Origin of the sequence: Nonomuraea sp. NPDC049269 (genome assembly GCF_043197155.1) — a bacterium.
GTDB lineage: Bacteria > Actinomycetota > Actinomycetes > Streptosporangiales > Streptosporangiaceae > Nonomuraea.
The window spans coordinates 794,700-810,579 of the sequence record NZ_JBICSO010000006.1 but is presented as its reverse complement, the minus strand read 5'-3'; the positions used below and the strand labels follow the sequence as shown (position 1 = coordinate 810,579).

Below are 15,880 nucleotides of genomic sequence, written 5' to 3'. Positions count from 1 at the left end.
TCCGGGATGGTCGGTGTGGGCACCTTCAGGTCCGGCCATGGGTGAGAATGAGGTGTGAGCCAACAGCACCTTGCGGCGGAGGCGGACAGATGACCCGCACCCGGACCCGCGTCTCCCCGCCCGACCAGGCGTGCGTCGCCGCGGTGGACCTGGCGCGCGCCGCCGCGGAGGAGCTCGCGCGGCCGGGCGAGCCGGGTGAGCACCTCGGTTACGAGGGCGAGGGCGACCGCATCGTCACCCATTACTTCGCCTGTCTCGACCGGGCCTACCGCGGCTGGCGCTGGGCCGTCACCGTGACCCGCGCCTCGCGGGCGAAGAACGTCACGGTGAGCGAGGCCGTCCTGCTGCCAGGGGCGGGAGCGTTGCTCGCGCCTGAGTGGCTGCCCTGGAGCGAGCGCCTGCGCCCCGGCGACCTGGGCGTCGGCGACCTGCTGCCGAGCCCGGAGGACGACGACCGGCTGGAGCCGGGTTTCGCCAAAACGGACGACGAGACCGATCATCAGACGATTTTCGAGTACGGCCTGGGCCGGGCACGTGTGCTCTCGGTCATCGGCAGGGACCGCGCTGCCAGACGCTGGCACTCGGGCGAGCACGGGCCGCATACGCCGATCGCACACGCCGCACCCGCGCAGTGTTCCACCTGTGGTTTCTACTGGCCGCTCGCGGGTGGGCTCCGGCAGGTGTTCGGGGTCTGCGCCAATGAGTACGCCCCCGACGACGGCAAGGTGGTCGCCGCCGACCACGGCTGCGGGGCCCACTCGGAGGCGGCGGTCATGCCGCCGTCCGTCGAGCAGGCCTTGCCCATCCTCGACGACATGGGCTTCGACCTGATGGAGGAGGAGGCCGGTTCCGTCGACGGAACGGCCACCGAGGAGCTCGGCCACTCCTGACCGCGAATGTCGGTGAGGGCCGCTAACCTACGGTGGCCCCCCATCGGTGGGTCCCGGACATGCGCCGGTGCCCGCCACACCTGCGACCAGGATCGTGACAGATGACCGACACCTTTGGCACCGACCGGACGCGAGCCGCCGTGCTCGCCGCGTGGACGGCCTCGACCGCCCGGTTCCGCGAGGACGCCAACGCCGAGGAGGACTTCGCACTCGGCGGCTACCGCGACCGGCTGATCGTGGAGCTGGCTCAAAACGCCGCCGACGCGGCGCTGCGCGCCGGTGTGCCAGGGGTGCTCCGGCTGACCTTGCGCGACGACGTGCTGACCGCCGCCAACACGGGCGCCCCGCTCGACGCGACCGGTGTGGAGGGGCTGTCGACGCTGCGGGTCTCCGGCAAGCGTGACGAAGCGGGCGCCGCGGGCCGGTTCGGTGTCGGGTTCGCCGCGGTCGTGTCGGTCTGCGATGAGCCGTCGATCAGCTCGCGCGAGACGGGCGCCGTCCGCTGGTCGCGCACGGAGACGGCCGCCGCGGTGGCCTCGGTGCCGGAGCTCGCGGCCGAGCTCGGCTCGCGGAGCGGACACGTGCCGCTGCTGCGTCTGCCGTTCGCGGCCGAGCCGTTCGACGTGCCACAGGGGTTCGACACGCTCGTACGGCTGCCGCTGCGCGACGACGCGTCGATCGCGGCGGTCCGGCGCATGCTGGCGGAGACCAGCCCCGCGCTGCTGCTCGGCATGCCCGCGCTGACCACCATCGAGATCGACCTCGACGGCTCGGTGCGCCAGGTGACGGCCGACGGGTGGCACGTGGTGTCGGAGTCGGGCGAGTTCACTCCCGACGAGGTGGCGGCCCTGTTCGCCGACCGGCCCACCGAAGAGCGCGCCCGCCCCTACTGGTCACTCCGCTGGGCCGTTCCCGTCGCGAGCGCGGAGCTGCAGGAGCCCCGTCCGCTGCCCGCCGGGGTGCCGCCGGTGGTGCACGCGCCGACGCCCAGCGACGAGCCGCTCGACCTGCCGGCGCTGCTCATCGCATCGTTCCCGATGGCCACCGACCGGCGGCACGTCGCCAAGGGGCCGCTGACCGACTTCCTGGTCGAGCGGGCCGCCGACGCCTACATCCGGCTGCTCGGCGAGCTGCCGCGCACGCCCAAGCTGCTCGACCTGGTCCCCGCCCTGATGGGCAAGGGCGAGCTCGACGCCAGGATCCGGCGGGCCATTCTGCGCCGCCTGCCCGCCACCCCGCTGCTGCCGGCCTTGTCCGCGCCGGCCCCGGCCGTGCACACGCCGTCGTTCGCCGAGGCCGAGGTCTACGAGCCCGACGCCGAGTGGCAGGTCGAGCACCCGGCCAAGGAGCCGCAGGAGGACGGCTGGGTCGTCGCCGGCCAGGAGGCGGCCGTGGTCGCCGGGTCGAGCGAGCTGCTGGCCGCCATCGCCGACTTCGTGCCCGGCCTGCTGCCCGCGGGGTGGCCCGCCCGGCATCCGGCGATGGGCTCGCTCGGCGTGCGCCGAGTCGAGCTGGCCGACGTCGTCGACCTGCTGTCCGGTGAGGCGGTCGAGGCGCGGGATCCGTCGTGGTGGCGTTCGCTCTACGAGGTGCTGCCGGCCGACGATCCCGAGTCGCTGGGCGCGCTGCCGGTGCCGCTCGCCGACGGCCGCCTGGTCCGCGGCCCGCGTGGCACCCTCATTCTCGACCTCGGCGGCACCCGCCTCGACCTGTCCGGAGACGGGCTCGACCTGACGCCGCTGGGGCTGCGGATCGTGCATCCGGAGGCGGCGCACGCGGCGCTGCTCCGGCTCGGCGCCGCCGAGGCCACGCCTCGGACGATCCTCGAGGACCCGCTCACCAAGGCCGCCGTCCGGGAGTCGCTCGACAGCGCCGACCCCGAGCCCGTGGCGCGGGCCGTGCTCTCCCTGGTGGGAGCCGCCTCGCTGGCGCCCGGAGAGGCGCCGTGGCTGGCCGAGCTGGCGCTGCGCGGCAGCGACGGCGAGCTCTACGCGGCGGGCGAGCTGATGCTGGCCGACGGCGCGCTGGCCGGGTTGCTGGCGCCCGACACGCACCTCGGCGTGGTCGCGCCGGAGCTGGAGGAGACCTACGGCTCGCGGGTGCTCGAAGCCGTGGGCGTGCTCGACGGGTTCGCCGTGGCCCACGATTCCGACGTGCTGCTCGATGGCGACGACTGTGACCACGACCTCGACGGCGAGGACGACTGGCTCGACCACGTGCTCCACCTGCTGCCGGAGCTCGACGTGCCGCCCGTGGTGCCGGAGTTCGCCGCGGTGCGCGATCTGGAGCTGGTCGCCGACTGGCCCGCCGCGCTGGCGCTGCTGACCAGGCCGCCGCTGCGTGCCGCGCTGCACCCGCTGCGGGTCGAGGGCGTCGAGGTGCCGTCCTACACGGCGTGGTGGCTGGCCAATCACCCCGTGCTCGACGGGCACCGGCCGCGCGAGCTGCGGCTGCCCGGTGCCGACCCGCTGCTCCAGGGCCTCTACGGCGACGCCCCCGGCGGGCTCGACGAGGTGGCGCTGGGGATGCTCGGCGTCCGCACCACGTTGGCCGAGCTGCTCGCCGGCCATGGCGGCCCCGAAGAGCTGCTCGACCTGATGGCGGACGAGTCCATCGAGGTCGACAGGGCCCAGTTGCGGGCCCTGTGGATCGCGCTGGCGGCCGTGGAGCCCTCGCGGGTGGCGCCACCTGGCAGGGTGCGGGCCGTGCTCGGTGGCGACATCGTGGTGGCCGCGGCCGAGGACGCCGTGGTGGTGGAGGCCCCCGACCTGCTCCAGCTCGTCACCGACCGGCCTTTGGTGCTGGCTCCGTACGATCTGGCCGAGTCGCTGTCCGAGCTGCTCGACCTGCCGCTGGCCGGTGAGCTGGCCCAGGGCGAGGTCACGTCCGAAGGCGAGACGCGGCAGGTGCCGGCCGAAGTGCGCTCCCTGCTCCCGACGGCCCCCGAGACCTACGTCGAGCACGAGAAGCTGTTGGTGGACGGTGTCGCCTGCGCGTGGCGGTTCTTCGAGGGCTCGGTGCACTGCACCGGCTTCGACGGCCTGGCGCGCGGCCTGGCCTGGGCGACGGGCCAGTGGAACGACCGGCTCGCGGTGGCCGCGCTGCTGCACGACCCCACGGCCGTGCCGCTCCTGCTGGCCGAGGCCGACCTGTCGTAGCGTCACGATGGTTCACGCCGCCGGGCAGGTGGCGTTCGCGCCGGGGTTCTTGCCGGTGAGGAAGTAGGCGTCGACCAGGCGGCTGACGCAGGTGCTGCCGCTCAGGTAGGCGCCGTGCCCCTCGCCCTCGTACGTGACCAGGACCCCGGTCTTGAGCTGCGCGGCGAGCTTGGGCGCCCACTGGTACGGCGTGGCGGGGTCGCCCTTGCCGCCGATCACGAGGATCGGCGCGGAGCCGGTGGCGTCGATCTTCTTGGACTCGTCGCCGCCGGGCGCCGGCCAATGCGCGCAGATCGCGCCGAGACCCCCGGACCGCATGAGCGGGAAGATCTTGCCCGTCTCGCGTTCGACCTTGTCGATGTCGGCCGGGCTCGGCCGTTCGGCGCTGTCCACGCAGTCGATCGCCAGGACACTCGTCATCAGCGTCGAGTACGTCCCGTCGGGCTTGCGGCCGGTGTAGCCGTCGGCCAGGGTGAGGAGTTGCGTGCCGTCGCCCTTGGCCGCGGCGGCGACCGCCTGCTCCAGCATCGGCCAGCTGAGCTTGGAGTAGAGAGCGGCCAGGACGCCGGTGCCCGCCAGGCCCTTGGTGAGTTCCCGGCCGGCCACCTTGAGCGGCTTGTCCTGTAGGCCGGCCAGCAGCGTCTCGACGCTCTTCCGCACGGCGGCGGGGTCCGCGCCGAGGTCGCAGCCCTGCTTCACGCAGTCGGCGGCGAACGCGTCGAACGCCTGCTTGAAGCCGGCCGACTGCGTCTTCGCGCGCTCGGCGAAGGTGACGGTCGGGTCGAGGGCGCCGTCGAGGACGAACCGGCCGACGTTCTTCGGATACTGGGTGGCGTACACGGCGCCGAGGTGCGTGCCGTAGGACATGCCGAAGTAGTTGAGCCGCTCGTCGCCCAGTGCGGCGCGGATGCGGTCGAGGTCCCGCGCGGCGTTCACGGTGCCGACGTGGGGGAGAAGCTTGCCGGAGTCCTTGGCGCAGGAGGCCGCGAACTCCTTGGCGATCTTGTCCATCTCGTCGCCCGCGGGGTCCACGGAGATCCACTTCTCGACACTGTCGCCGCACTTGACGGGTGCGCTGCGCTCGACGCCGCGTGGGTCGAAGCTGACCAGGTCGTAGCCGGCGCCCAAGCCGCCGAAGATCTTGGCGGCCATGCCCAGCATGTCGACCCCCGAGCCGCCGGGGCCGCCGAAGTTGAAGACCAGCGAGCCGAGCCGGTCGCCGGAGGCCTTGACGCGGATGAGGGCCAGGTCGATCTGCTCGCCGTCCTGCTTGGCGTAGTCGAGTGGCACCGCGAGCTTGCCGCATTCGACGGCCGGGTCGGGCGCGGCGGGCTTGCCGTCGGGACCGGTCAGGTCGGTGCAGGGGCTCCAGGCGACGGTGCCGGAGTTCGTCTGGGTGGGCTTCGTGGCGGCGGGCTGCTCCGCCGATCCGCAGCCCGTGAGGGCGGTGCTCGCGAGAGCCGCCGCGCACAGCAGCGCGGGGAATGAGGTTTTCTTCATGCCTCCAGCATGATCAGCCGGCTTTTCCCCAGGTAGTGGGGTAAAACAGCACTTTCAGCTGACTTCGGGGATCGGCCGGAGATGACGAATGTCAGCTCCGGGACGCCCGCCTGTGCACGTACCAGAGGCCCATCAGCCCGAGCACGACCCCGGCGACGCAGGTCCAGATCCACCACGACTGTTCGGCGGCGGGGCGGAAGATCAGCAGCACGACCAGCGCGATCGCCCACACGACCGTGCCCGCGGCGACCGTCGCGATGTCGTTGGTCTCGATCGGCTCCGGGTCCGGACGCCATTCCTGCTTCACGGGATCCAGCCTAGCTTCCAATCAGGTCTCGATCCGATCACCGCCACTTTTCGCAGATGACGCAGACTGTCACTCTTCGCCCGTGAGTGACACAAATAGCGGTATCGACAGGTTCTTCGCAATTTCCGCACGAGGCTCGACGATCTCCCGTGAGGTCCGTGGCGGGCTGGCCACGTTCTTCACGATGGCCTACATCGTCGTGCTGAACCCGATCATCATCGCCACCGGTAAGGACGTCCAGCACCAGTTCATCGGCGACGGCTCCTCGCCGAACCTGCCCCTCGTGGCCGCGGGCACGGCGTTCGTGGCGGGGGTCCTGACCATCCTCATGGGAGTGATCGGCCGGGTGCCGTTCGCCATGGCGGCGGGGCTGGGGCTCAACGCCTTCGTGACCTTCAACATCGCCTCGGTGATGAGCTGGGAGGAGGCCATGGGGCTGGTCTTCCTTGAGGGCGTCATCATCGGCATCCTGGTGCTGACCGGTTTCCGGGTGGCGGTGTTCAACGCCATCCCGAGCCAGCTCAAGACCGCCATCAGCGTCGGCATCGGGCTGTTCATCGCGCTGATCGGCTTCGTGGACGCGGGCTTCGTCCGCCGCGTGTCCGCGGGTCCGCCGCTGGAGATGGGCATCCACAACACCCTGACCTCCTGGCCGATCTTCGTCTTCGTCGTCGGGCTGCTCGTGACGGCGGCGCTGGTGGCCCGCCAGGTCAAGGGCGCGATCCTGATCGGCATCGTCGGCACCACCGTGCTGGCGATCATCGTGGAGTCGATCGCGAAGGCCGGCCAGGTCTCCGACAAGAACCCCGGCGGTTGGATGCTGAACGTGCCCACCCTGCCGGACCAGATCATCGGCTTCCACAACCCGCTGGTGCTGTTCAAGGAGTTCGACCCGTTCGGCGCGTTCAGCCGGGTCTCGGTGATCCTGGCCGTGCTGTTCGTCTTCACGTTGCTCATCACCGACTTCTTCGACACCATGGGCACTGTCGTCGGGGTCGGCCGTCAGGCCGGTCTGGTCGACGCCAACGGGATGCTGCCGCGTACGCGGGAGATCCTGCTCGTCGACTCGATCGGCGCGGCGGCCGGCGGCGCGGGCTCGGTCTCGTCGAACACCACCTACATCGAGTCGGCCGCGGGGGTCGGCGAGGGCGCGCGGACCGGACTGGCCAGCGTGGTCACCGGGCTGCTCTTCCTGGTGGCGATCTTCTTCGCGCCACTGGTCGAGATCGTGCCGTACGAGGCGGCCGCGCCCGCGCTGATCGTGGTGGGCTTCCTGATGATGACCTCGATCCGCGAGATCGACTTCACCGACTTCGAGATCGCCATCCCGGCCTTCCTCACGATCGAGGTCATGCCGTTCACGTACTCGATCTCGAACGGGATCGGCGCCGGCTTCCTCAGCTACGTGCTTATCAAGATCGTCAAGGGCAAGGTGCGGGAGATCCACCCGCTGTTGTGGGTGGTCACGGCGCTGTTCGTGATCTACTTCGCCCTCGGTCCGATCAGGGTACTTTTCGGGGTCTGACGTGGTGAGGCCGTCCGTCGCATGAGGGGCGGCCTCGGGGTATCAAGGAGTGAGATGAAAGGTGAGGTAGGGAAATAACGTGGAATGCCGTATAGTTAGCAAAGGTAATGACTCATGCTAACCAAGAACCAGTCCCAGATAAACCTGCGCAGCGACGCAGGCCTGGCCACAGCCCTGCGCGTGTCGCTGGCGCGGCTGACCAGGCGGCTACGACGACAAGCGGCGGCGCACTCGCTGACTCCCACGCAATTCGCGACGCTCGCCGCGGTGGAACGGCATTCCGCGATAACCCCCGGCGAATTGGCCGAGCACGAGAAGGTGCAACCTCCCTCGATGACTCGCGTGATCGCCGCGCTAGAGGAACGCGGTCTGGTGACCCGTACCCCGCACCCGACCGACCGGCGACAAGTGACCGTGAGCGTGACCGAGGCCGCCCAGAAACTGCTGAGGGAGGAACGACGTCTCAAGGAAGCGTGGCTGAGCCAGCGGTTGAAGGAGCTGACCGCGGAGGAGAGGTCCATCCTCAGGCAGGCGGCGCCGATTCTGGAGAAGCTCAGCAGGATCTAGAGCCTGAAGAACCCAAGACCGGGATGTTCCGGTCACTCAAGGTACGCAACTACCGCATGTTCGTAGCCGGTGGCGCCGTGTCCAACGTCGGCGGCTGGCTGCAACGCACCGCCCAGGACTGGCTGGTGCTCGATCTGACCCACGGCAGCGCGGCGGCCCTCGGTATGGCGACCGCGCTGCAGTTCCTGCCGATGCTGCTGTTCGGGCTCTTCGGCGGCGTGCTGGCCGACCGATACCCCAAGCGGCCGATCCTCATCGTGGCGCAGTCACTGATGGCCGTGCTCGCCCTGGCCATCGGCGTGCTGACGATGACGGGCACCGCGCAGGTGTGGCACGTCTACGTGATGGCGTTCACGCTGGGCCTGATCTCCTGCGTCGAGGTGCCGACCCGGCAGGCGTTCGTGGTCGAGATGGTGGGCCGCGCGGACCTGTCGAACGCGATCGCGCTCAACAGCTCCAGCTTCAACCTGGCCCGCGTCATGGGGCCGGCGATCGCCGGCGTGCTCATCTACCTGTTCGGCGGCACCGGACCGCTCTTCCTGATCAACGCGGTCACGTTCGCCGGGGTGATCTCCAGCCTGATCTTCATGCGCAAGTCCGAGCTGAACCTCTCCGTTCCCGTGCCCAGGGCCAAGGGCCAGCTCCGCGAGGGGCTGAGCTACGTGCTGCACCGCGAAGAGCTGCTGATGCCGGTGCTGCTGATCGGCTTCGTGTCGATGTTCTCGCAGTCGTTCTCGATGTCGATCGCGCTCATGGCCCGCGAGGTCTTCAAGGCGGGCGCCTCGTCGTTCGGCCTGGCCTCCAGCATGTTCGCCGTCGGCGCGCTGGGCGGGGCGTTGCTCGCCGCGCGCCGGGCCCGCCCGTCACGCAGGATGCTGATCGCCGGTGCGATCGGGTTCGGACTGTTCCAGATCGCGACCGGGCTCGCCCCGTTCTACCCGGTGTACCTGCTGCTGCTGATCCCCACCGGCATCGCGCTGATCACGATCAACACGGCCGCGAACGCTAGCGTCCAGCTCGCCACGGCACCGGACATGCGCGGCCGCGTCATGGGCATCTACATGCTGGTCTTCACCGGTGGCGCGCCCATCGGCGCCCCGCTGATCGGCTGGCTGTCCGAGCTGGGCGGCCCCAGGGCGGGCGTCATGCTCTCCGGGGTGCTCGTGCTGGTCGGCACGGGGGTCGCGGTGCTGCTGACGAAGCTGATCGCCGCGCGGGTGAGCGAGCCGGTGCTGGCGGTCGCCTGAGAAGGTTGCAGAATCGGGTGGCATGAGGTTATTCGCGGCGCTGATGCCGCCCGATGAGGTGCTCGACGAGATCGAGCGAGCCATCGCGCCGCATGTCGGGCAGGTGCCGGGCCTGCGCTGGCCGGACCGCGCCACCTGGCACATCACGCTGGCCTTCTTCGGCGAGGTGCCCGAGCACGTCCTGCCGGAGCTGGAGGTACGGTTGGCCCGCGCCGTGAGCCGGCACACCAGCCTGGACCTGGCCTTCACCGGGTTCGGGGCGTTCTCGTCCGCCCGCCGGGCCAGGGTGTTCTGGGCCGGGCTCTCGGGCGACCCGATGATCCGGCTGTCGGAGTCGGTCAAGGCGGGCGCCCGCCGGGCGGGGGCCGTACAGACCGATGAGAAGCGCTTCCATCCGCACCTGACGCTCGCGCGGGCGAGGACGGAGCTGGACCTCCGCCCGCTCGTCGAGTCACTGTCCGGGTTCAGCGGCTCGCCCTGGCGGGCGGGGTCCGTGCATCTCGTACGCAGCCATCAGGGCGCGCAGGTGAGGTACGAGTCACTGGCCGAATGGGACCTGGCACCCGCCGAGCACGATTAGGCTCACATTGTGGACCGTCCTCGCCAATGGCTGCTGCCTGTAGTGCTCGGCCTCCTGCTGCTGATCGTCGTGATCGGCGCCCTGCTGACCTGAGCTACCAGGCGTAGTCCTCCGGCGCCGTCTTGTGCCCGGGGAAGATCTCGTCGAGGCGGGCCAGCGCCTGCTCGTCCAGTTCGATCTCCAGCGTACGCAGGCTGCCGTCGAGCTGCTCCAGCGTGCGCGGGCCGATGATCGGTCCGGTGACCGCGGGCTGCTTCAGCAGCCAGGCCAGAGCCACGTGCGCGGGGTCCTCGCCGAGTTCGTCGCAGAACTTCTCGTACTGCTCGATCTTGTCGCGGTGCTTCTCGAGCTCCGTGACCATGCGGTCGGCGGCCGACCGCCCCTTGTCGATCTTGCGAAGCACGCCGCCCAGCAGGCCGCCGGCCAGCGGGCTCCACGGGATCACGCCGAGGCCGTAGTCCTGGCAGGCGGGCAGCACCTCCAGCTCGACCGCGCGGGTGAGCAGGTTGTAGTGGCTCTGCTCGCTGACCAGCCCGATCGAGTTGCGGCGCGCCGCGGTCTCCTGGGCCTTGGCGATGTGCCAGCCCGCGAAGTTGGACGAGCCCACGTACAGGATCTTGCCCTGCTGCTTGAGGACGTCCATGGCCTCCCAGAACTCGTCGAACGGTGTGTTCCGGTCGACGTGGTGGGCCTGGTAGATGTCGATGTAGTCGGTCTGCATGCGCTTGAGCGAGGCGTCGCAGGCGCGGCGGATGTTCAGCGCGGAGAGCAGGTTTTCGTTGGGCCAGTCACCCATCGAGCCGTAGAGCTTGGTCGCGATGACCGTCTTCTCCCGGCGGCCCCCGCCCTTGGCGAACCAGCGGCCGAGGATCTGCTCGGTGATCCCCTCGCCCTGCTTCCAGCCGTACACGTTGGCCGTGTCGAAGAAGTTGATGCCCAGCTCATGGGCCCTGTCCATGATCACGAAGGAGTCTTCCTCCGAGGTCACGGGGCCGAAGTTCATGGTGCCGAGGCAGAGTGGACTGACCCGGAGGCCACTGCGTCCGAGGTTCACATAATCCATGACCTCCACCCTAAGTACCTGGAGTGCACTCCAGCCAAGTAGGGTCGGCCGGGTGAGGTCGGGCATCCTACGTGCAGCGGTGCCCCTGTTCCTCTCCATGGTCACGACCACGCTCGGCACGCTCGTGGTCACCTCCGTGCTCGGCAGGCACGCCACCGTCACGCTGGCCGCCTTCGCGGTCATGTCGGCCGTGCTGAATCCCGCCTCGGCCGCCGTCGTGGGCGCTCTGCGTGGGCTCGCGCCGTTCGTCGCGCCGTACAAGGACTCGCCCGCGGCGGCCGTGCCGATCCTGCGGGACGCGCGCTGGCTCACCTTCTTGGTGGGTACGGCCGGCGCGCTCGCGGTGCTCTGCGTGCCGATGCTGGCCCGCGCCACCGGGGCGCCCGCCGAGGTCGTGGCCGAGCTGGGGCCGCTGCCCTGGCTCCTCGCGCTCTATCTGCTGGTGTTCGCCTCGGGTGGCGGGGCCAACACCGTGCTCGTGGCGCTCGGCCACAGCCGCCAGGTGCTCTGGTCCAGCCTGGCGGCCACCGCCGCGATGATCGGTTGCACGGTCGCCCTGGTGCCGCCGTTCGGCCTGACCGGCGTGGGCGTCGCCTGGCTGCTGTCGGGCGTCGCGGGCGTGGCCGTCTCGAACCTCTGCCTGCGCCGCGCCCTCGGGACGCGCGTCGGCCAGGCCCGGCCGCGGATCAGGGAGATCGTCCGGCTCGGCCGGGTGAGCATCCCGCTGGCCGGGACCGTCCTGATCAAGTTCGGCGGCCTCGGGGTCGTCACCTTCGCCGCGAGCGCGACCGGCACGCGTGACGTGGCCGCGCACGCGGTGCTGAGCACGCTCACCGCGTTCATCATGCTGTTCTCGATCTCCGTGGCGCAGGCGTCGGTGCCCGAGGTGGCCAGGGCCCGTGATGTGACGGAGGCGCGCCGGGCCAACCGGACCGCGGCACTGCTCGCCCTGGCGGGGACGGCGGTCGCCGCGGCCGTGCTGCTCGGGTTCGGTGACTCGGCGCTGATGCTGTTCAGCGAGGACCCGAGCGTGCGGGAGCGAGCCGCGGCGCTGCTGCCGCTGATGCTGCTGGCCTCGACGGCCGATGGGGCGCAGGCGGTTCAGGGCATCGGGCTCACCGCGCTCAAGCGGTCGGGAGCGAGCCTGATCTACTTCGCCGCCGGTTACGGGCTGATGGTGGCCGTCGCCGCACCCGTGGCCGCCGCCTGGGGGCTCGCCGGGCTGTGGTGGCTCATGGCGGTGACCAACGGCGTGCTGGTCGTCCTGCAGGGCACCGGGTTCCACCGGCACAGCGCGAGGGTGGGCGCGGCAGCCGTTGGGGCATGATGGCGGGGTGGGGGATCTTTTGCAGCGAACGACCGCCGGGGTGATCGCGGTGTTCGCCGTTTTCATGGCCGCTAGTCCGGCCTTCGCCGAAGACAGCGAGAAGAAGCTGTTCACCTTCAAGGATCCGCGGATCACCGAGTCGAGCGGGCTGGCCGTGTCGCCGACGCTGGAGGGCGTCTTCTACACGCACAACGACAGCTCCGCGGCGCCGACGTTCTACGCGGTCGGGACCGATGGGCGGACGCGGGCGACGTTCCGCGTCCAGGGGGCGCAGGCTCGCGACTGGGAGGCGATGGCCGCGAGCAAGGATCCCGCCACGGGGCGTGGGCTGCTGTGGTTCGCCGACATCGGCGACAACCTGAACGGCGCCTGGCCGGATGTCTCCGTCTACAAGGTCATGGAGCCGTCGAGCTTGAGGAATGCCACGCTTTCTGCGGTCCGCTACCGGTTTCGGTACGCGGACGGCGCCAGGAACGCCGAAGGCATCATGGTCAACCCGGTGACCGGACGGCTCTTCGTGGTGTCGAAGGAGTTCTCCGGGTCGGTGTACCAGGCGCCCAAGAAGCTCAGGACCGACCGGGTCAACGTGCTCCGCAAGGTGGGCGCGGCCCCGATCATGGCGACGGACGCCGCGTACGCGCCCGACGGCACGTCGTACGTCATCCGTACGTACTTCTCGGCCACGGTCTACCGGCCCTCGGGGGAGTCGATCGCCAAGGTGTCGATGCCGGAGCTGAAGCAGGCCGAGTCCATCGCCTACACGAGCGACGGCAAGAGCCTGCTGACCGGCTCGGAGGGCGTCCGCAGCCCGGTCTACCAGGTGGCGCTGCCCGCGGCCGCGCTGCCGTCCACCCGGCCGTCCAGTTCGCCGACTCCCCGCTCGAAGGCGGCCGCCTCATCGTCCGCCCGGCCGGCGCCGGCCGAGGGGCTCAGCCCGAGGGACGTGCTGATCTGGCTGGCCGCCGCCGTGGGCGCCACCGGCGTCATCGCGTTAGTCGCCCGCCGCACCCGGTAGGCGCCTCAAGGCTTGAGCACGATCTTGCCACGGGTGTGACGCTTCTCCAGTTCGCGGTAGGCGTCCTGGACCTCGTCCAGGCCGTACGTACCGGCGATCGGGATCTCCAGCCGGCCCGCGCTGATCAGCGCGGCCAGTTCGGCGAGCACCGAGGCGCTGGCCGCGGCCATGTTCCCCTCGGCCTTGACCCCGTACTTCTCGACGGCCTGGAAGTTGATGATCGTGTCGATCCGCTCAGGAGCGACTCCCAGGTCGAGGGCGATCTCGACATAGTCGGCGCCGAAGGCGTCGATGAAGGCGTCGACCTTCCCGCCGCCGGCGGCGGTCCTGATGCGGTCGGCGACCCCCTCTCCATAGGCGACGGGGATCGCGCCATGGTCGGCGAGCCACTGGTGGTTGGCCTCGCTCGCCAGACCGATCACGGTGGCGCCGGTGTCGCGGGCGAGCTGAACCGCGATCGACCCCACTCCACCCGCGGCACCGGAGATCACCACCGTGTCGCCCGGACCTGCCGCAACCGCCCGTACCGCCGCGTATGCCGTGGTTCCCGACACGAACAGCGATCCGGCCTGCTCCCAGGAAACGTCCGCGGGCCGGCGAGTGAGATCGGCGGCCTCCACGACGACGAACTCGGCATGGCTCGCCCGGTTGTGGGTGAACCCGATCACCTCATCGCCGCTGGTGAACCCGTCGACCCCCGCGCCGACCTCCGCCACCACCCCGGCCAGATCGCTGCCCTGTCCGGAGGGGAACGTTGCCGGCCAACGGTCATGCAGCGCTCCGGTACGGATCATCGCCTCACCCGGGTTGATCGCCGCCGCCTCGACCCGCACCAGGACCTGGCCGGGTCCGGGGACCGGCCGGTCCACCTCGACGACCCGCAGAACCTCGATGCCGCCGTACTGCTGAAATCTCACTGCCTTGGACATCCCATGCTCCTTGATCTTGTGTCCTCGCCGGCACTGACCACGCTGCCAGGGGTCCGCGGCGGACACGAGCGGACAGGCTTCCCTAGGATCGGCAGTCCCAGTCTGGCCGTGCTGACCTGGGGGAAGGCTCGGCGATGATGGTGAGATGGACATGGACCGCCCTGAGCTCGCCGATTTCCTGCGCCGTTCCAGGGAACGGCTACGCCCTCAGGAGGTAGGTCTGCCGGCCGGGCCACGGCGTCGCACGCCCGGATTGCGGCGCGAGGAGCTCTCCCAGCTCGCCGGGATGTCGGCTGACTACTACATGCGGCTCGAACAGGCCCGTAGTCCCCAGCCCTCGACCCAGATCCTCGCCTCGCTCGCCCGTGCGCTACGCCTGACCGAGGACGAGCGCGACCATCTCTATCTGCTGGCGGGGCACCGGCCGCCGGCCGGTCGGCTGGCGGGCGACCATGTACGGCCCGGCCTGCTCTACCTGCTCGACCAGCTCAAGGAGACCCCGGCGCACATCACCAACGACATCGGTGACCTCCTCGCGCACAACACCATGGCCGAAGCGCTCCTCGGCTGTGTCTGCTCGGTCCGCGAACAAGACCGCAACTTCGTGTGGCGCTGGTTCACCGATCCCACGATCCGCCAGATCTACTCACCCGACGAACGCCGGCAGCACAGCCGCGCCAACGTCGCGGACCTGCGCGCCGCCATCGCCCGGCGCGGCAGCGATGCCGCCTCCACCGGGCTCGTCACCAGACTGCGGGCCGCCAGTCCCGAGTTCGCCGAGCTGTGGGATCTGCACGAGGTCGCCGTACGGAGCAGCAGCCGCATGCGCGTCAACCACCCCGCCATCGGGCCGCTCGAACTCGAATGCGAAACGCTCCTCAGCCCAGCCGAAGACCAGAAACTCCTCATCTTCACCCCGCCGCCCGGCACCCCGAACATCGACCACCTGAGCCTGCTCCGCGTCCTCGGCCACGACGACTTCACCCCCGCGGCCCCCGAACGCCGCTGATCTCGGAATACGTCAGACCGCCGCCCCTCGAGTCCATGGGAGGGACGGCGGTCCGGTGAGCGGTGGGCTATCGCGAGGCGTTGTCGTCGAGCTGTGCGGTACCTGATTGCCGGGCGGTGGCGTTGAGCGCGGGCAGCACGATCATGCGGAGTTGGGCCTGGCCGGAGATGGTCCTACCGCTGTTTCCGCCGTAGTAGTAGGCCCGCATGATGTACGTGTCGGGCGTCAGCGAGGAGATGAACGTCTTCTGGTTGGAGACGCAGTTGCCGCCGGTCCGGTTACCGATGATGGTGGACACGTGGGCACCGTCGGACACGCGGTAGAAGGCCCAGAAGGGGTCCTCGTCCGGGGTGATGCCGTTGCCGCCGACGTTGTACCGCTGGCCGTTCCGGACGGTGAAGTCGGCGATGGGGCCGTCGATGGGATCGGTCTCGTACTTGATGTATCCCCCATTGATGTACACGTGCGCGGCCGTGTTGCACCGCGCCGCGGAGGCCGCCGTGGAGGTCTGCGCCGCCACGGCCGTACCCAGGCCGACGGCCAGCACCAGCACGCTCAGGACACGCATCAGGGCGGTTCGGGCGATGACTCCATGGGATCGGTGGTGCCGGCGGATCTTCATGAGCATTCTTCCTTTCTGGCTGAGCCTTCGTGATAGACGTGGCGCGATCACCTGACTGCCGGGGACGCTACGGAGATGGCATGACGTAGCCATGACGTGGCGATGACTCCGCCTGTCATCCGCACGCCGTCTTCTGGCGAA

At 70.1% G+C, this 15,880-nt stretch carries 14 protein-coding genes; 9 read left to right on the top strand and 5 right to left on the bottom strand.

The features are described from left to right. The first annotated feature begins 89 nt into the window (after positions 1-89). Both ACGFNP_RS35745 and ACGFNP_RS35740 read left to right on the top strand, forming a co-directional pair. Positions 90-890: a DUF3027 domain-containing protein gene (locus tag ACGFNP_RS35745; protein WP_214644265.1), complete on the top strand. Its 801-nt coding sequence runs from the start codon at positions 90-92 to the stop codon at positions 888-890. A gap of 101 nt (positions 891-991) precedes the next feature. Beyond that, positions 992-4,048 carry a sacsin N-terminal ATP-binding-like domain-containing protein gene (locus ACGFNP_RS35740; RefSeq protein ID WP_393326202.1) on the top strand — a complete coding sequence of 1,019 codons (3,057 nt, stop codon included), beginning with the start codon at positions 992-994 and terminating at the stop codon, positions 4,046-4,048. Between the two features lie 12 nt (positions 4,049-4,060). On the opposite strand, the gene ACGFNP_RS35735 is transcribed toward ACGFNP_RS35740, so the two are convergent. Continuing rightward, complete coding sequence (locus ACGFNP_RS35735) at positions 4,061-5,548, bottom strand: alpha/beta hydrolase (RefSeq protein WP_393326200.1); 1,488 nt, start codon at positions 5,546-5,548, stop codon at positions 4,061-4,063. Between the two features lie 91 nt (positions 5,549-5,639). Beyond that, positions 5,640-5,855, bottom strand: coding sequence for a DUF2530 domain-containing protein (locus tag ACGFNP_RS35730; protein ID WP_358340379.1), 216 nt, complete (start codon positions 5,853-5,855; stop codon positions 5,640-5,642). An 82-nt stretch (positions 5,856-5,937) separates the two neighbouring features. On the opposite strand from ACGFNP_RS35730, the gene ACGFNP_RS35725 reads away from it, so the two are divergent. From ACGFNP_RS35725 to thpR, 4 genes are all read left to right on the top strand, one after another. After that, the gene (locus ACGFNP_RS35725) at positions 5,938-7,380 is read left to right on the top strand and encodes an NCS2 family permease (RefSeq protein ID WP_393326197.1); all 1,443 of its coding nucleotides are present in this window, start codon (positions 5,938-5,940) and stop codon (positions 7,378-7,380) included. A gap of 114 nt (positions 7,381-7,494) precedes the next feature. Next, positions 7,495-7,947: a MarR family transcriptional regulator gene (locus ACGFNP_RS35720; RefSeq protein WP_358340501.1), complete on the top strand. Its 453-nt coding sequence runs from the start codon at positions 7,495-7,497 to the stop codon at positions 7,945-7,947. A 23-nt stretch (positions 7,948-7,970) separates the two neighbouring features. Then, complete coding sequence (locus ACGFNP_RS35715) at positions 7,971-9,194, top strand: MFS transporter (protein ID WP_358340503.1); 1,224 nt, start codon at positions 7,971-7,973, stop codon at positions 9,192-9,194. Between the two features lie 22 nt (positions 9,195-9,216). Further along, positions 9,217-9,774 (top strand): RNA 2',3'-cyclic phosphodiesterase, encoded by a 558-nt coding sequence (gene thpR, locus ACGFNP_RS35710; RefSeq protein ID WP_358340505.1) that lies wholly within the window; start codon positions 9,217-9,219, stop codon positions 9,772-9,774. 94 nt (positions 9,775-9,868) lie between these two features. On the opposite strand, the gene ACGFNP_RS35705 is transcribed toward thpR, so the two are convergent. Continuing rightward, positions 9,869-10,837 carry an aldo/keto reductase gene (locus tag ACGFNP_RS35705; protein ID WP_393326192.1) on the bottom strand — a complete coding sequence of 323 codons (969 nt, stop codon included), beginning with the start codon at positions 10,835-10,837 and terminating at the stop codon, positions 9,869-9,871. Between the two features lie 52 nt (positions 10,838-10,889). Between ACGFNP_RS35705 and ACGFNP_RS35700 the strand changes: the two genes are divergently transcribed. Continuing rightward, positions 10,890-12,164 (top strand): MATE family efflux transporter, encoded by a 1,275-nt coding sequence (locus ACGFNP_RS35700; protein WP_393326189.1) that lies wholly within the window; start codon positions 10,890-10,892, stop codon positions 12,162-12,164. A 7-nt stretch (positions 12,165-12,171) separates the two neighbouring features. Then, positions 12,172-13,179, top strand: coding sequence for a hypothetical protein (locus ACGFNP_RS35695; protein ID WP_393326186.1), 1,008 nt, complete (start codon positions 12,172-12,174; stop codon positions 13,177-13,179). Positions 13,180-13,184: 5 nt separating this feature from the next. Here the strand turns inward: ACGFNP_RS35695 and ACGFNP_RS35690 are convergent, their stop codons facing one another. After that, entirely contained in the window at positions 13,185-14,108 is a 924-nt protein-coding gene (locus ACGFNP_RS35690) for an NADP-dependent oxidoreductase (RefSeq protein ID WP_393326183.1), read from the bottom strand. A gap of 151 nt (positions 14,109-14,259) precedes the next feature. Between ACGFNP_RS35690 and ACGFNP_RS35685 the strand changes: the two genes are divergently transcribed. After that, positions 14,260-15,117 (top strand): helix-turn-helix transcriptional regulator, encoded by an 858-nt coding sequence (locus tag ACGFNP_RS35685; RefSeq protein ID WP_358340514.1) that lies wholly within the window; start codon positions 14,260-14,262, stop codon positions 15,115-15,117. Between the two features lie 67 nt (positions 15,118-15,184). Here ACGFNP_RS35685 and ACGFNP_RS35680 read toward each other — a convergent pair whose 3' ends face one another. After that, the gene (locus tag ACGFNP_RS35680) at positions 15,185-15,739 is read right to left on the bottom strand and encodes a hypothetical protein (RefSeq protein WP_393326180.1); all 555 of its coding nucleotides are present in this window, start codon (positions 15,737-15,739) and stop codon (positions 15,185-15,187) included. Positions 15,740-15,880 lie beyond the last annotated feature (141 nt).

What these genes read in the sequence shown, in the direction of transcription:
- ACGFNP_RS35745 (WP_214644265.1), top strand. Translation starts at nt 90, where the DNA reads ATGACCCGCACCCGGACCCGCGTCTCCCCGCCCGACCAGGCGTGCGTC.
- ACGFNP_RS35740 (WP_393326202.1), top strand. Translation starts at nt 992, where the DNA reads ATGACCGACACCTTTGGCACCGACCGGACGCGAGCCGCCGTGCTCGCC.
- ACGFNP_RS35735 (WP_393326200.1), bottom strand. Translation starts at nt 5,548, where the DNA reads ATGAAGAAAACCTCATTCCCCGCGCTGCTGTGCGCGGCGGCTCTCGCG.
- ACGFNP_RS35720 (WP_358340501.1), top strand. Translation starts at nt 7,495, where the DNA reads ATGCTAACCAAGAACCAGTCCCAGATAAACCTGCGCAGCGACGCAGGC.
- ACGFNP_RS35715 (WP_358340503.1), top strand. Translation starts at nt 7,971, where the DNA reads ATGTTCCGGTCACTCAAGGTACGCAACTACCGCATGTTCGTAGCCGGT.
- thpR (WP_358340505.1), top strand. Translation starts at nt 9,217, where the DNA reads ATGAGGTTATTCGCGGCGCTGATGCCGCCCGATGAGGTGCTCGACGAG.
- ACGFNP_RS35705 (WP_393326192.1), bottom strand. Translation starts at nt 10,837, where the DNA reads ATGGATTATGTGAACCTCGGACGCAGTGGCCTCCGGGTCAGTCCACTC.
- ACGFNP_RS35690 (WP_393326183.1), bottom strand. Translation starts at nt 14,108, where the DNA reads ATGTCCAAGGCAGTGAGATTTCAGCAGTACGGCGGCATCGAGGTTCTG.
- ACGFNP_RS35685 (WP_358340514.1), top strand. Translation starts at nt 14,260, where the DNA reads ATGGACCGCCCTGAGCTCGCCGATTTCCTGCGCCGTTCCAGGGAACGG.
- ACGFNP_RS35680 (WP_393326180.1), bottom strand. Translation starts at nt 15,739, where the DNA reads ATGAAGATCCGCCGGCACCACCGATCCCATGGAGTCATCGCCCGAACC.